This window comes from Paenibacillus sp. EB106-06-01-XG199, from assembly GCF_058791575.1.
This window is the reverse complement of sequence record NZ_JBYTDQ010000013.1, coordinates 14,956-29,641: the sequence shown is the minus strand read 5'-3', so window position 1 is coordinate 29,641 and position 14,686 is coordinate 14,956. Positions and strand designations below refer to the sequence as shown.

14 protein-coding genes and 1 pseudogene are annotated in these 14,686 nt (G+C 47.5%); 9 read left to right on the top strand and 6 right to left on the bottom strand.

What is annotated here, in order from left to right; genetic code table 11:
- Window positions 1–41: 41 nt before the first annotated feature.
- The 6 genes and pseudogenes from AC3WT9_RS30460 to AC3WT9_RS30435 form a co-directional block, all read right to left on the bottom strand.
- On the bottom strand, window positions 42–1,871 hold the full coding sequence (locus tag AC3WT9_RS30460; RefSeq protein WP_342480154.1) for an ABC transporter ATP-binding protein: 1,830 nt from the start codon (window positions 1,869–1,871) through the stop codon (window positions 42–44).
- On the bottom strand, window positions 1,868–3,706 hold the full coding sequence (locus AC3WT9_RS30455) for an ABC transporter ATP-binding protein (RefSeq protein WP_342480153.1): 1,839 nt from the start codon (window positions 3,704–3,706) through the stop codon (window positions 1,868–1,870). The genes AC3WT9_RS30460 and AC3WT9_RS30455 overlap by 4 nt, the downstream gene beginning before the upstream one ends.
- Before the next feature lie 51 nt (window positions 3,707–3,757).
- Window positions 3,758–4,870 (bottom strand): ArsR/SmtB family transcription factor, encoded by a 1,113-nt coding sequence (locus AC3WT9_RS30450; RefSeq protein ID WP_492408567.1) that lies wholly within the window; start codon window positions 4,868–4,870, stop codon window positions 3,758–3,760.
- Between the two features lie 186 nt (window positions 4,871–5,056).
- Entirely contained in the window at window positions 5,057–5,830 is a 774-nt protein-coding gene (locus AC3WT9_RS30445) for an AraC family transcriptional regulator (protein ID WP_341094242.1), read from the bottom strand.
- Between the two features lie 20 nt (window positions 5,831–5,850).
- Complete coding sequence (locus AC3WT9_RS30440; protein ID WP_341094241.1) at window positions 5,851–6,432, bottom strand: LysE family translocator; 582 nt, start codon at window positions 6,430–6,432, stop codon at window positions 5,851–5,853.
- 147 nt (window positions 6,433–6,579) lie between these two features.
- Window positions 6,580–6,864 (bottom strand): annotated as a pseudogene (locus AC3WT9_RS30435) (EamA family transporter); the annotation flags it as partial.
- A gap of 156 nt (window positions 6,865–7,020) precedes the next feature.
- Here AC3WT9_RS30435 and AC3WT9_RS30430 point away from each other — a divergent pair.
- The 9 genes from AC3WT9_RS30430 to AC3WT9_RS30390 all read left to right on the top strand — a co-directional run bounded on the left by AC3WT9_RS30430 (window position 7,021) and on the right by AC3WT9_RS30390 (window position 14,601).
- Window positions 7,021–7,593: a hypothetical protein gene (locus AC3WT9_RS30430; RefSeq protein ID WP_492408565.1), complete on the top strand. Its 573-nt coding sequence runs from the start codon at window positions 7,021–7,023 to the stop codon at window positions 7,591–7,593.
- 34 nt (window positions 7,594–7,627) lie between these two features.
- Window positions 7,628–8,200: a hypothetical protein gene (locus tag AC3WT9_RS30425; protein WP_341094239.1), complete on the top strand. Its 573-nt coding sequence runs from the start codon at window positions 7,628–7,630 to the stop codon at window positions 8,198–8,200.
- 253 nt (window positions 8,201–8,453) lie between these two features.
- Window positions 8,454–9,047, top strand: coding sequence for a YkoP family protein (locus AC3WT9_RS30420; protein ID WP_492408562.1), 594 nt, complete (start codon window positions 8,454–8,456; stop codon window positions 9,045–9,047).
- Between the two features lie 26 nt (window positions 9,048–9,073).
- Window positions 9,074–9,772: a polysaccharide deacetylase family protein gene (locus tag AC3WT9_RS30415; RefSeq protein WP_341094238.1), complete on the top strand. Its 699-nt coding sequence runs from the start codon at window positions 9,074–9,076 to the stop codon at window positions 9,770–9,772.
- A gap of 156 nt (window positions 9,773–9,928) precedes the next feature.
- Window positions 9,929–10,618 carry a response regulator transcription factor gene (locus AC3WT9_RS30410; RefSeq protein WP_341094237.1) on the top strand — a complete coding sequence of 230 codons (690 nt, stop codon included), beginning with the start codon at window positions 9,929–9,931 and terminating at the stop codon, window positions 10,616–10,618.
- Window positions 10,615–11,619, top strand: a complete 1,005-nt coding sequence (locus tag AC3WT9_RS30405; RefSeq protein WP_492408560.1) for a sensor histidine kinase — start codon at window positions 10,615–10,617, stop codon at window positions 11,617–11,619. Before AC3WT9_RS30410 ends, AC3WT9_RS30405 begins: the two co-directional genes overlap by 4 nt.
- Before the next feature lie 6 nt (window positions 11,620–11,625).
- On the top strand, window positions 11,626–11,772 hold the full coding sequence (locus tag AC3WT9_RS30400) for a hypothetical protein (RefSeq protein ID WP_342480150.1): 147 nt from the start codon (window positions 11,626–11,628) through the stop codon (window positions 11,770–11,772).
- A gap of 136 nt (window positions 11,773–11,908) precedes the next feature.
- Window positions 11,909–12,664 (top strand): ABC transporter ATP-binding protein, encoded by a 756-nt coding sequence (locus tag AC3WT9_RS30395; RefSeq protein ID WP_341094234.1) that lies wholly within the window; start codon window positions 11,909–11,911, stop codon window positions 12,662–12,664.
- The gene (locus tag AC3WT9_RS30390) at window positions 12,661–14,601 is read left to right on the top strand and encodes an FtsX-like permease family protein (protein WP_341094232.1); all 1,941 of its coding nucleotides are present in this window, start codon (window positions 12,661–12,663) and stop codon (window positions 14,599–14,601) included. Before AC3WT9_RS30395 ends, AC3WT9_RS30390 begins: the two co-directional genes overlap by 4 nt.
- Window positions 14,602–14,686 lie beyond the last annotated feature (85 nt).

Genomic DNA, 14,686 nt, shown 5'->3' with positions numbered 1-14,686 from the left:
CTGCGCCGGGGATTCGAGCCTTTGTGTGCTTCAACTATAAACTAAGCAGGTAGTATAGCTGCATGTGATTCTTCAAATAGGGATGCTTCTGCCTCTGCTGCTTTAAACTGGAGGTTATATAACTGTGCATAAAGCCCGTTTTGGGCGAGCAAAACATCATGTGTGCCTTCCTCGGCAATTACCCCCTGATCCAGTACAACAATTCTGGATGCGTTCCGTACGGTTGAAAGCCTGTGTGCAATTACCAGTGTAGTCCTGTTGTTCATCAAGTGATCCAACGCTTCCTGAACCAGCCGCTCGGATTCGTTATCCAGAGCAGAAGTGGCTTCGTCCAGCAAAAGCAGCGGTGCATCACGAAGAAAGGCCCGGGCAATAGCGATTCGCTGCCGTTGTCCGCCGGAAAGACTCGAGCCGTGTTCACCGATGACCGTATCGTATCCGCCCGGAAGCTTCGCGATAAACTCGGCTGCGCCCGCAAGCCGGGCGGCTTCGTAAATTTCTTGTTCACTGGCTGAATTAGAGCTGAAGGCTATATTGTCTCTAATCGTACCAGAGAACAAATAAGGGGATTGCGGTACATAAGTAACCTGTGCCCGGGCTTCTTCCAGCTGCTCCTGAACCGCTCTTCCATAAACTGAGATGCTGCCGGCATCGGGTGCATACAATCCACAGCATAAGCGGGCAAGCGTTGTTTTGCCGGAACCGCTTGGACCTACAACAGCGACCGTTTCTCCATGCTGAATTTGCAGGCTGAAGCCTTCAAACAGCGGCGGCTCCGTTTCTATTCGGCCGGAATAGCTATAGCTGACCTCTTGTAGGCTTAATGCAGCCGACTTCTCCGAAGCGGGGGGAGGAGGGGACGAAGCCGGGGAAGAATGTGGTGCTCCTTCCTCATCTGCATCCAGTACAGCGAATACGCGGTCGGCTGCTCCTAACGCTTCTTGAACACCACCCCAGGTCTGGGACATGTGGACAAAAGGCCACTGTACCCGTCCCATCAGAATGATGAAGGCGAGTACTTCACCGGCTGTTGTTCCGCCTCTTACGGCAGAGACTGCGATCAGCGCAGCGCAGGCCACCATTACGATATTGTTGATAAAGGCAGAGGACTGCCAGAGCAGCGTGTTCAGCAGTGCTCTTTGGCGCTGCAGCCGGTTCAACTGCTCACGTCCGGCTGCATACCGGTTCAAGAGATTGTCCTCCAGGGAAAAGGCCCGGACCACTTTCATTCCTTGCAGCGTTTCCTGCAGAATACCCCGCAGCTCAGCTTCCTTCTGATGGATCTCCGTGAACAGTTTGCGGAGTCTGCGGTCAAAGAAGCGTCCGGAAAGAAACACAACCGGTCCCGAACCGAGCGCCAGCAGCGCGATCCAGACATCCATTTTCGCCAGGTACAGAAAAGAAACGAGACATAAAAGCAGATTATAGCCCAAATCATAGACGATGCCGTTAATCATGCCAATGGCCGCACCTGCATCCCGGTTATTGCGCGAGACCAAATCTCCTGAATGCATGGACTGGACTTCGCGGAAGGGAAGCCGGTGGGTCTTGTCGAACAGCTTGGCGCGAATCGCCCAAGCCATTTGGCTCTCTGTAATAAAGCGGAAGTAATGCTGCAGCATGAGGCAGATAATAATGATAAAACAGACGATGGCGCAAATAACGGTAATGCGGGTAAGGGAATGCATATTAGAGCTGTTGATGGTATCAATAAACACCTGCTGGATGGCTGCAAAGCCGATGTCCAAGACTAGCCTTGCCGAGAGCAGTAATACAGCCGCCATTAACCCGATACGGTAGGGGGTTGAGAAGGTCATCAACCTGCGCAGTACATATCCAAGCTTGAGTTTTGCGGACGCTTTTGCATTCATTCCAGACCCTCCCTGACCTCAAGCAAATCGTGATTCTGCTTCATCGAAGTCTCAACCATTTTGAAGTACTTGCCTTCTAGTGCCATTAACTCCTGATGTGTGCCTGTTTCTGCTACAGATCCTGCTTCCATGAAATAAATCTGATCGGCGTCACGGATAGTGGACAATCTATGGGCAATAACGACTGTTGTCCGGTCATGCATGAGCTCCCTGAGGGCTTGCTGAATCAGCTCCTCATTGTGGCTGTCCAGTGCGGCCGTGGGTTCATCGAGCAGCAGAAGTTTGGGCTCGCGGACAAACGCCCGGGCAATGGAGAGACGCTGCCGTTCCCCGCCGGATAATGTTAACCCCCGTTCCCCAATAGTAGTCTCATATTGTAAGGGCGTTCTCATAATGACTTCATGGATGCCGGCTCTTTGGGCTGCTTGGATGACCTCCTCCGTTGTGGCACCGGATTTTCCCCAGGCTATATTCTCATGGAAAGTGCCGGAGAACAGATAAGGCTCCTGGGACACGTAGGCAATTCGCTCACGCCAGAGCCGGAGCGGGATTCTGGTTAAGGGGTGAGCGCCACAGCAGATAACCCCTTCGTCCGGTTCATAGGCTGCGAGCAGCAAATGAAGCAGGGTGCTTTTTCCGCTTCCACTGGGGCCTGCTAATGCAGTCACCTTCCCGGGTCGTATGGTAAGCTGCACATTGTTTAATACTGGAGCGGCATCATAGCGGAAAGTTACGTTGTTAAAAGAAATATCGGATCGGCTGATCATTTCCGGATCGGGCTCTTCAGTTATCTCCATCCGGGAATTTAAAGCTGCAGCTTCGTAATTTGCCGCTTCCTCCGGTAAATCCAGCACTTCAAACATCCTTTTGCCTTGCGCTAAAGACATCTGCAACTCCGTCCACAGGTTGGCCAGCTTCGAGACCGGATTTGAAATCTGCTCAAAACAGATCAGAAAGGCCGCCACAGCCCCCACATCCAAACGCCCCCCGATGACCAGATATCCGCCAAAAGAGAGGACGTAGAGCAGTCCGCCAAGGATAACGACCAGTGGCATATTATAGCCAACAGCTTCTAAACGGGTGAGCGGTATATGAATAGTGAAATATTGTTTTACCCGGGCGGCAAATTGTTGGTGCAGCCTGGGGGCAAGAGAGAAGGCACGCACGACTTCGGCACCCTGGACCGTATCCTGAATAAACATTTGCTGCGCGGTTTCGATCTTCTGTCTTTGCTCATGCATGGAGCGCAGCCGGGAAGTGAAGGGAAGCATGACGAGTGGAACCAGGGAACAAATGATGATCGTTCCCAAGGTTAACGCAAATTGAAGCGATAACAGATAGGTGAGAAGGAAAGCAATCTGCAGCAGATTGCTGAACAGGTCAATGGTTTTCTGGTTGATTCCATGCTGGGCCGCAGAGGCGGAATCATTAATCCGGCTGATCAGATCTGCAGAATGATAACGATCCAGCTCTTTCATTTGCACGTTCAGCAGTCTGCCCAGAAGTGATACCTGAAGCCGGGAGGTCGACTTGACCTCAAGTACACCTGACAAATAGCTTTTTAGAAAGTTGGCTGCGGCATCGACGAACATAATGACAACGGCAAACAGGGTGGCGGAGGTCAGGCCCGGCATATTGTGATTTGTAGCCGAATTAATAATTCGCCGTAAAGCTTCGGCTACACCAACCGTTGTAAGAGAGATGACTGCTGCCAGGGCGCATAATAGAATGTACCAGCCTAAATAAGGCCTGCCAAGTTTAAATAAACGGAAAGTTGTGCTGGAAACAGCAGCGGATTCCTTGTTGCCGGCTGCTGCATGGCTTGATTCACTCACGAGGGACACTCCCCTTATTCTCAAATTTTCCTGTACTCCTGTTAAGCCAGTCTAATCTTCATCCAGCATGACTTTTGTGGTTAAAGCCAGCAATTCCCTTAATCTATCTATGCGCAGATGGTAATATAAGCGGTGATCCTCTCTTTTAATTTCCAGAAGATCCAGAAAGAATAAGAAGTTGGAATGGTAATTTACAGCTGCCGGTGTAATGCCAAGGGCCGCGGCGATTTCCTGCCCGTAATGCGGGCGTTTTTTTAACAGCAGCAGGAAGTCGAGGCGTCTTTTATCCGAGAATGCTTTTAAGAAAAGCTCTGTTTTCTCCCGGTCAGCAGCAGGTCCGTATACACGGTCGTTGAGTACCCCAAATATCACCCATCCGACCCTTCCAGCCTCCGTCCAGAAATTAAGAAAATGATTGCCCACCTGCGAAAAGAAGCTGATATGAAAAGTCGTCGGTTCATCATACAGCGCAGGCTCATTTTTGTTAATATCCCTAATGAAGCGGACGGGATCGGCCAGGAAAAGTGCTTCGTAATGTAGAGTGGCTTGTTCAGACTCCATTCGTAACCGCTCTTTCCAATAGGTAAAGACATCCTTGTAGAATTGATGGAGCAGCTGCATATACCGCAGTTTCGTTTCTTCCGGGAAAGCAAGACATTCAAGCAGCGGTCCTTGCGCCCTAGCAACCTCAGGCTGGGGTTTCGTTCTTGCCACAAGCTCAGACATCAAATGAACATCCTTCTTGACTTCCTCCCAGTCATTGCCTTCCAGCAGATCCTCCAATTTATCGGAATACACGCCATACACCATTTCGGCTACCACTTGTTCTGCCGGTCTCTGCTCCAGCCGTTCAATCCATGCTTCTGCAGTCTGTGGATCAGGATATGTGCAGATGGATTCGTAGAAAGCAAAATCGAGTGCCTTATGGAAAAAGTTATAATTGAAAAAAAACTGAAGCTCCCGGTAGGAATGAGGTGACAAACGGACCCGTGCGTCCTCAAAGTAGGCTGCTACGAGTGGGTCCATCTTAATCTTGTAATCCTCTGCCATGGAGGTAAGCTCTCCCTTACAAGCGATCATTCCCATGGACACTATCAATTCGATGGCCTCATTGTAAGCAAAATTAATATTGTTCAGTAACATATCCTTCATCGCAATTTGCATACTGTCCTCCAATTTCAGGATTGAATATTTTAAATCTTATGGATAGTTGGTTAATATTTAATAATTACTTAATGTTAAAATAACCCATAGTCAATATTTTGTAAAGAGTAAATTTATGATGGAGATCCAAGCCATAAAACGGCAAAAAAAAGATGCCATAGGCATCTAGGGTGATCCGTAATTGTATTATTGTAATTGTGTCATGTACTCATATGCAGTAATCCCGAACATACTTTTGAAATGCCTGTTCAGATGTGTCAGATCCACAAATCCGTATTCCGCTACGGCCGTGTAGATATCCTTGCTGGCCTCAATGGACCGTTTGGCATGTTCCACCTTGCAATTCAGAAAAAACTGATAGGGCGAGATCCCTGTATGGGCCTTGAACTCGCGGATCAGCTGGTATTTGGACATCCCAAACTCTGTACAAAGATCATCGAGTTTGAGCACATTGCCGATGCTGCCGTACATCATTTCCTTCGCCTGTTTCACTAGCCGGTTATTCTTCCGCTGCTCTGCGTCCATCGCTGTTTTGGATAACATGCCGATTAGATTGATCAACCGCTCCGTACACAGCGTTTCGTCGTTACCGTCCAGAATGGCCCGGCTGAGGGCGCAGATGCTTCGTGCCAGGCTGACGTCGTATACGATAGGGGTCTGGAAACGCAGCTCTTTCTTCCCCAGGATCTCGGCTACCAGCTCAGGTTTGATATAGAGCATGACATAATCAATGCCTTCCTTATCGTAGGACCTGCCGTCATGATACTGCTCGCGGTTAAACAGCATGACGCCATTCCTGTGGGAGGACTGGAAGCTGTCGCTCAAATTATATTGCTGAATGCCGCGCAGGGTTACGCCGACAGCATACTCCTCGTGGCAATGTTTTTTATAGGTGAAATCGGCAAAACTTGCCGCCAGAGCAAGGACATCTGCAGATTTTTTATACGTAAATTGCTCCATACTCTCACCCCCAACACTCTCTATATGATTCCCGATGCCATAATTGCAGAGTATACCAGAAACAGCGCCATTAGAACATTGACTATTTTTTGATGCTGCTGGAGAAATTTCTTGAAGACTGTACCACAGATGACCCAGGTCATAAACGCCAGAAACCCGATAACCGTAATGATAGCTACAAACTGAAATGATGCTAAAGAGGAGGAATAGTAAGGCATCACATAGCTGGGAATCACCGTTAAAGTAAATATGATCACCTTTGGATTCACAAACTGCATCACTAGGCCTGACAAAAAATTGGTATTGTGGAACGGTGTGGCCTTCCCTGTATTCATCTTGTAGATTTGATAGGCAAGATAGAGCATATAGACACTGCCGATGATCTGCATAATACTCACAATATTCGGGATCACTCCGGCAAGCACATGGTTCAGCACAGCAGAAGCGGCAAGCAGCAGGCCAAAGGCAATCGTGGCTCCGTATACATATTTCATGGTTTTTCTTGCACCGAAATGCTGCACTGAAGATAAGATCACAATATTGGTGGGCCCGGGTGTGAAGGTGATAACAACGCAATAGATGATAAAAGCTGTAATATTCATGAGGACCTCCTAAAGTGTATTCCCATGAATAATACAGGCGATCTTAGCATGCATATAGTATATTATTGCAGAAATCACCGAACAGGTGAAACAGGCAGGTGGCACCATCCACAGTGGATTTACGTTCAAATGAGCATACGGAAAAACTCAATCCCCACTTTTTGCAGCGATCCTCTTCCCGTGGACCGTTATTGCTTTTCGCTCGGAAATGTAGGAGCCGGCGAGGGTGAGCAAGGTTCCCGCTACAGTGACCCAAGTGATATTCTCATGCAGGAACAGGGCAGAGGCGGCAACCGTAACTACAGGCACAATATAGATGTACACGCTTGTTTTTACCGCTCCAAGGATTCCGACCACCCGGTTCCAGGTGACAAAACAGAGTGCCGAGGCTCCCAGACCCAAGAAAAGAAGGTTGGATACATTGGAAAGGCTGAGGTTCTATGTAGCCATTATAATATGAACAAAAGAACATTTCTTGAATGATGTTGCTGGAGCTGAGGTGCAGAACAGCCTTACAGAAAAGGCTAATTGTGGTATGATTTCCGGGAAGAAGCGAAAAAGGAGTTTGCCAATAAGGGGGATTAATCATTGTCCAGAACAAGATATGGAGCTTGTATCATCACGCTGATGTTAGGCTTGCAGCTGGGGTGCAGCGCGGACATAGAGGGAAATTGGAATCATAGAGTAACGGAAACTAAGACTGAAACCAAAACTGTAGAAATAGATAGTAATAAACAGAGTGCAAGTATTCCGTTTACACAACATCTCTACTCCAAGCATTCGACTGATTTTACTTGGGAGTGGAGTAATACCGAAAATTTACCGAAGGAAGTAACGGACCGGTATAAAGAGTACGAAAATTCAGCACCCGGCGGATATCTAGTGAAGGAAACCCCCACAGAGTATTTCATTTGCGTGAGCATCGGGGAAACAGAGTCGGTAACAAAGGGATTTGAGGTAAAATCGCTAACATTTCCGGCTGAACATGCCGCAGCTGAAAAACCAATTTTAAAAATTGAGGCAGTGCCTGCAAGTGATCAGAATCCATCGGACAAAGAAATGTCAGGAAAATTGTTTACCAGATCTCTTATCAGTGTCGCCAAGGAAGATTTGCCGGAAGGCATCCGTCTACATTCAATGATTATGAGTCTGGAAGATTGAATGGAATATCAATAATTAAGTGAAGGTGATCAAGATGTTAGATTTAATCTCTGCACACCGTTATTTATATTTTCTTATTAAAAATCAGGGCTCCATAGCAGAATTCGAACAGTGGCTTTACAGCAATGATGAATTGGAGCAAATTTTGGGTGAACAGGAATACTACGAATTTATCTCGAGGAATTATAAGAATAAATACGCTTTTCTTGAAACAGAGAAGCAGGTCTACAGAATTATTCAGCTAGGCAGGTTTGAACAAGAAAGGCTTGAACTGTTGCTTAATGAGCTTCTGACGCTTGAGGATGCTTCAAGACAACTGGAGATTATGCATGTGCTTTATGAAGAGTATTGTAGTGGTTACTCATTTTTGAGATACATAGCTTTAACCTATATTACTACGTCTGACGAATATAAGGAGATACTCATTGAGGATAAACAGAAGAATAATTCTTATATCACTGGCGTAAGGAGAGAAGCGAGCAGGCTGCTTGGTTTTTTCGGACGAAACGAAATCATTATCGAGGAAGAACATGAATTTATAGACCACAGGACTGAAAAGGACAGAATTGAAATGCATAGCATTGATAAAATGTTAAATCAAAAATGACTTTAATTTCCCGTTACCCCCTTGCATTCCCTTCTCATTTCTCTGTGACCGCTGGTCCGGTTGCAGGGGGATTCCTATCTATAGCGTCAAATAAAGGAAGTATGACAGCACAGCGGATTGCATTGAAAGGAGTAGAGTATTAGGGGCAATAACAACTTAAGAATAACGTAAGAATTACATAAGAAAAAAGAAATTTCTGATCACTACTATAGTAATTAGGGAAAAGAACAGCTAAGTAAGGAAGGTGTATCATTTGGAAATCAAAATACGGAAAACTACGGTTCAAAACCTCTGGATGATGTGGGAAAAGGCATTTTCGGTGCTTACATATTTTCGGGGAGCGAGTACATCGCGTTTTGGCATATGCTCGGTGATGCTAAAAAAACATCGGGGCGAGGCCATTGTATGCCAGGATTCAACAGTTATCCATAAAGGAGAGTGGGTAGGGGAGCTTCACCTGGACAATGAAAAAATTCTGAAGCTTATTAAGTCCGAAGGCTCGGATCGTGCGGCACTGCAAACGGCCCGGCTGCTGCGTAAATCAATGAAGCAAATTAATGAAGCCTTTGAATCGCAGTCGGAGTACCAGCAGGTGAAAGCGTTAATGGGGATCACGCTGCTCCATCGCGGTTTGACACATGGTCTGGGCTTTGAGCAGCAGCAGATGAAATCGGGATTTTTTACGAGAATTACAACAGTCTACCTCCGCCTGCTGCTGTCAGCTATGCATCCGGAAGGAAGAAAAAGAATTGACCGGCGCACTGATCAGCTTGTACCCATGCTTCTGGTTCACTCGCGGGGATCGCTGAAGAAGCGTTTCTCACCCGAACAGCGTCTGTCCGGATAAGCTGCCAATAAAGGGGGAGGCGAACCATGTTTAACTATTTAATAGGAGGAATACTCTGTATTGCCGCTTTTTATATGTTCATTCCAAGCTTAATTTCGCGGATGACCGGATGGGGGGTCTTCCGCAAAGGTAAAGGAAAGGGAGAGGTGGCCTTCACTTTTGATGATGGGCCACATCCGGAATATACACCGAAATTACTCGATTTATTGAAACGGCATCAGGTTAAGGCAACCTTTTTCGTACTGGGATCGCAAGCGGAACGGTATCCCGAGCTTGTTCGCAGAATTGACCGTGAGGGCCATCAGATTGGCATACATAATTATTGTCATACTTCCAACTGGCTAATGCTGCCTAAAACGATTCGCAGTGAACATCTGGATCGTTCCGCAGATATTATAGAAGGTATTGTTGGCACCAGACCCGACCACTATCGTCCGCCCTGGGGCTTAATGAATATGTTTGATTACTTCCGTTACAAGGAGTACCGGATTGCACTATGGTCAATTACGGCAGGTGACTGGAGCAGCCGGGTCTGTCAGACCCGCCTCCAGTCAAAGCTGCTTGACCAAATTACTGGCGGCTCCGTTGTGTTACTGCATGACAGCGGCGAGACAGTGGGTGCAGACTCACAGGCACCTCATTTTATGCTGGAGGCTTTAGACGAGGTGCTGCCGCAATTGAAGACAAGACACCTTAGATTCGTACGATTGGATGAAATGGCATAATACTCATAATGAACCCTCTGCGTTGTTCGCAGCGGGTTTTTCCTGTAAAGGGGATTAAGTAATATTGACCTGGCATAACGAAATAGTTAATGATAATGTAGATGGACACTACAAAAAGATGAATCTGTCCAAGGATTCAAAGCGGGGTGGCTTTATTTGTTTAAAATTATGCTTATCGAAGATGATGTTACGTTATTCAATGAGATCAAGGACCGGTTGTCCCAGTGGTCCTATGAGGTCTATGGCATTTCGGATTTCGGCAAGGTGCTGCAGGAATTCACGGTGATCAAACCGGAGCTGGTCGTGATCGACATCCAGCTGCCTCAGTTTGACGGGTTCCACTGGTGCCGGCTGCTGCGTGCACATTCCAATGTGCCGATTATCTTTCTGTCCTCACGCGATCATCCGAGCGATATGGTGATGTCTATGCAGCTGGGAGCCGATGATTTTATTCAGAAGCCGTTTCATTTCGAGGTGCTGATCGCCAAAATCCAAGCCACATTACGCCGGGTGTACAACTATAGCACTGAGCGGACGGAGCTGAAGACATGGCGCGGAGCGACGATTGAATATGTGAAGAACACTGTAACCAACAGTCTTGGCGCTGCTTTGCTTACTAAGAATGAGACGTTTATCCTGAAGATCCTGGTAGAGCGCAAAGATCAGATTGTAAACCGTGAAGACCTGATCAAGGATCTGTGGGACAATGAGCATTTTGTGAGCGACAATACGCTGACCGTGAATGTGAACCGGCTGCGCAAAAAGCTGGAACCGCTGGGGCTGGACACTTACATTGAAACCCGGGTGGGACAAGGGTATATGGCAACTGAAGAGGCGGCGTTATGATCTGGAAATACCTTAAGGAGAAACGGAGCTGGCTGCTCCTGCTCGTCTTGCTGCAGCTGCTCCTTCTGTTAGTAGTCTATCTCGATGCATCTATTCCGTTAATGCCGATGCTGTACATAATACTGCTGAATCTGCTGGTCTGTACCGCATTTATGTTTCTCCGATATCCCAAGGAGACCCGGTTCTACAGAAACATGGAAGCCTGGGATCAGACTTATGATCTCGGTGTTCTGGGTGAAGCCGAGAGCCCGTTTGAAAAGGTAGTGCAGGAAGCGGTGATCACCCAAACGGAACGTTACCGGCAGGAGACCTCGGTGAATTTTCAACTGCTGGAATCGGAGAAGGATGATCTGCTGTCGTGGATTCATGAGGTCAAAACTCCGCTAACGGCAATGCAGCTGATGATCGAACGTCTTCCGGACGAGACGCTACAGAAGCAGTTAATGTACGAATGGCTGCGGGTCCATCATCTGCTCGACCAGCAGCTTCACCAGAAACGGATTCCCTTTATGCGCAATGACCTATTTATCGAAAGGGTCAAGCTGGAGCCGGTTCTGAACAAGGAGATCCGGGCGCTGAAATCCTGGTGTATTCCCAAAGGCATTGGTTTCGACGTATTCCTTACGTCCGAAGAAGTACTGACCGATGGCAAGTGGCTAGGCTTTATGCTCAGGCAGCTGCTGACGAATGCCGTGAAATACAATGAAGCTTCCGATATCCTCATCCTGAGCACGGAAAGAGATGGTCATGTTGTGCTTACCGTTGAGGATTTCGGACGGGGAATTGACCCTAAGGATCTGCCGCGGATATTTGATAAAGGCTTCACCTCAACGAGCGGGCGTCAGGAAGGGGCCGCTACCGGGATGGGACTGTATTTGACTAGGCAAGTAGCGGAGCCGCTGGGGATCAATATTCAGGTGAATTCCGTATTTGGGCAAGGAACAGTATTTACGTTGATTTTTCCACGGGAGAATGAGTTTGTAAAGATTGAAGGCTTGTGAACACATTTGAACGATTTCTCGCGAGAGCCGCTGCATAAGGATGTTTTTGCACATGAAGGCCAGCAGGACTATTATGCTATCTCGAAGATCCGTTGGTCGCCGGATGGAACGCTGGCTTGGGCGGATACGGCAAGTCCAGCCTATACATTCTGAGAATGGCTGGGCCTTTTCAGGAGATATCGGGCATGTGACAACAATGTCACATGCCTCTTCACTTTGTTCGGCGAATCGCAGGAAAAAGAACAACATCCCGCTTATGATAGAACTATAGAAAAGGAGTGGGTGAAACATGATTATTATGCAGGCTAATAAAATTTACAAAACCTACGGAAAGAAATTCAATAAACAAGAGGTCTTGAAAGGCATTGACCTTCAAGTAAATAAAGGCGAGTTTGTCGGCATTATGGGGGCGTCCGGTTCAGGGAAGACGACACTGCTGAACGTGCTATCCTCCATTGACCGCGTAAGCCAGGGAACGATCGAAATCGAAGGCAAGGAATTTACGGGCATGAAGGAAAAACAGCTGGCTGAATTCCGCAAGCATCATCTCGGATTTATTTTTCAGGAATATAACCTGCTGGATACGCTAACGGTCAAAGAAAATGTGATGCTGCCGCTGTCCATCACAGGTATTTCCAAGAAGGATGCCCATCAGAAGTTTGAACAGGTAGCGGGCGAACTGGGAATCTACGAGTTGAAGGATAAGTACCCCTCGGAAATATCCGGCGGGCAGAAGCAGCGGACATCGGCGGCAAGGGCGTTTGTGCATGACCCGAGCATCATTTTTGCAGATGAGCCTACAGGGGCGCTGGATTCCAAGTCGGCTTCCGATCTGCTGAACAAGCTTTCTGACATGAACAGCAAACGCCAGGCGACCATCGTCATGGTTACGCATGATCCTGTGGCGGCCAGCTATTGCAGCCGGGTGGTGTTTATCCGTGACGGGCAAATTTATACGCAGTTGAACAAAGGTGATGAGTCCCGGCAGTCCTTCTTCAACGATATTATCAAGACTCAGGGCGTATTGGGCGGTGTTCAGCAATGAGCCTGAATTATATCGTTCTGCGCAATCTGAAAAAAAATATTAAAAATTATTATCTTTACGTCTTTGCCTTGATCTTCGGTGTGGCGTTGTATTTTTCCTTTGTGACCCTTAAATATGATCCGGCCATGGACGAAGTCAAAGGTTCGGTAAAGGGTGGGGCAGCTATCGGCACCTCTTCTGTGCTGCTAGTGGTCATTGTTGCGATTTTCCTGCTCTATGCCAATACGATTTTCATTAAACGGCGCAGCCGGGAGATCGGCTTGTTCCAGTTGATAGGACTCACCAAGGGTAAAATCTTCAAATTGCTCAGTGCGGAGAACCTGATTCTGTATTTCGGTTCCATGATCATCGGAATTGGTGCGGGATTTGTGATGTCACGGCTGATATTGATGATTTTGTTCAAAATCCTTGAAGTGGATGAATTGGCCAAGCTGCGTTTCTCCACGCAGGCGCTGCTGCAGACCGTAATCGTTTTTGCCGCGATATACCTGCTGATTATGATCATGAACTACGTGTTCATTAAAGGGCAGAGCATCCTTTCCCTGTTCAGGGTCACTTCCACGACTCAGGAGCGGATTAAAAAAATGTCGCTGTGGGAGATTATCATGGGTTTGCTAGGCATTGGATTTGTTGCAGGGGGGTATTATCTGTCGACCCAGCTTTTCGGCGGAAAGTTCAATGCCATGAACGAATTAATGATTATCATGATCTTGGTTCTCGGCTTAGTCATTGTCGGCACCTACCTCTTCTATAAAGGTTCGGTCAGCTTTGTATTCAACGCGATCCGCAAGAGCAAAAAGGGTTACCTGTCCATCAACGAGGTACTGTCGCTCTCATCGATCATGTTCCGGATGAAATCGAACGCGCTGCTCTTGACGATCATCACGACGGTTTCTGCACTGGCCATCGGGTTGTTGTCTTTAAGCTATATCTCCTATTATTCGGCGGAAGCGACAGCCAAAGAAAGTTCCCCGCATGATTTTGGCTTTGCCCGGACCGAGGCGAAGGAGAAGTTTATTCAAGCGCTCAATAAGGAGCAGATCAAGTACAAGGAAATTGATATCTATCCGGTTGGGGTGGATGTAGATGCCACTCAAATTATGGACTTCTCACCGTTCACAGCCTCCCGGGACCGCCTCCTATCCACCTCTGTTGTCAGTGACATCAGCATCGAAGGTGTAGAATTGGAACCCGGTGAGACCCGTCTCATGGGCTACAGCAGTGCTTTGGAAAAATTAATAACACTGAAAGAGACCGGAGAGGTTGGGTTCCTGACTTCAAGCGGGACGATTAAACTGCAGCTGAACGGTGTATCCAGTCAGCCTACCCTGCCTGTCTATTATGCCTCCGGCTCCGGAGTATTCGTGGTGGATGAGTCCGTTTATCAGAAACTGGTTAAAGTGCTCGATCCCAAACTGCAAAAAAAGAAAGAGGTAGCGAATTATTATGGGATTGAAATCACCGACCGGTCGAAATTGGACACCGCGAATCAAATTTACGAGAACCAAGCTCCGCAGGAGCCAAGCTTTTCCCAGCATGAGTACGAAATGAACCAGCGGAGTAATATGGGGATGATTATGTTCATCGTCGGGTTTCTGGGCCTGACCTTCCTCATTACCTCAGGCTGTATTCTTTACTTCAAGCAGATGGATGAAGGCGAGGAGGAAAAAGGCGGCTATACGATCCTGCGCAAGCTGGGCTTTACCCAGAGCGACCTTCTACGCGGCATCCAATTCAAGCAGTTGTTCAATTTCGGCATTCCGCTGGTCTTCGGCCTGAGTCATAGCTACTTTGCTGTCAAATCCGGCTGGTTCTTCTTCGGTACTGAGATGCTTACACCGATGATCCTGGTCATGCTGTTCTATACAGTACTGTATTCGGTCTTCGGCTTCCTGTCGGTACTCTTTTACAAGAGAGTGATCCGTGAATCGTTATAGGAATTACAGCAGTCTGCCTTTCCGGCAGGCTGTTTTTTTGTATGAAGCAAGTAATCGAAACTTCCCAAATAACGGAAGCGTATGT

Excerpts from the sequence above, each read along its gene's own strand:
- AC3WT9_RS30460 (WP_342480154.1), bottom strand. The coding sequence starts at position 1,871 with ATGAATGCAAAAGCGTCCGCAAAACTCAAGCTTGGATATGTACTGCGC.
- AC3WT9_RS30450 (WP_492408567.1), bottom strand. The coding sequence starts at position 4,870 with ATGCAAATTGCGATGAAGGATATGTTACTGAACAATATTAATTTTGCT.
- AC3WT9_RS30445 (WP_341094242.1), bottom strand. The coding sequence starts at position 5,830 with ATGGAGCAATTTACGTATAAAAAATCTGCAGATGTCCTTGCTCTGGCG.
- AC3WT9_RS30440 (WP_341094241.1), bottom strand. The coding sequence starts at position 6,432 with ATGAATATTACAGCTTTTATCATCTATTGCGTTGTTATCACCTTCACA.
- AC3WT9_RS30425 (WP_341094239.1), top strand. The coding sequence starts at position 7,628 with ATGTTAGATTTAATCTCTGCACACCGTTATTTATATTTTCTTATTAAA.
- AC3WT9_RS30415 (WP_341094238.1), top strand. The coding sequence starts at position 9,074 with ATGTTTAACTATTTAATAGGAGGAATACTCTGTATTGCCGCTTTTTAT.
- AC3WT9_RS30405 (WP_492408560.1), top strand. The coding sequence starts at position 10,615 with ATGATCTGGAAATACCTTAAGGAGAAACGGAGCTGGCTGCTCCTGCTC.
- AC3WT9_RS30395 (WP_341094234.1), top strand. The coding sequence starts at position 11,909 with ATGATTATTATGCAGGCTAATAAAATTTACAAAACCTACGGAAAGAAA.
- AC3WT9_RS30390 (WP_341094232.1), top strand. The coding sequence starts at position 12,661 with ATGAGCCTGAATTATATCGTTCTGCGCAATCTGAAAAAAAATATTAAA.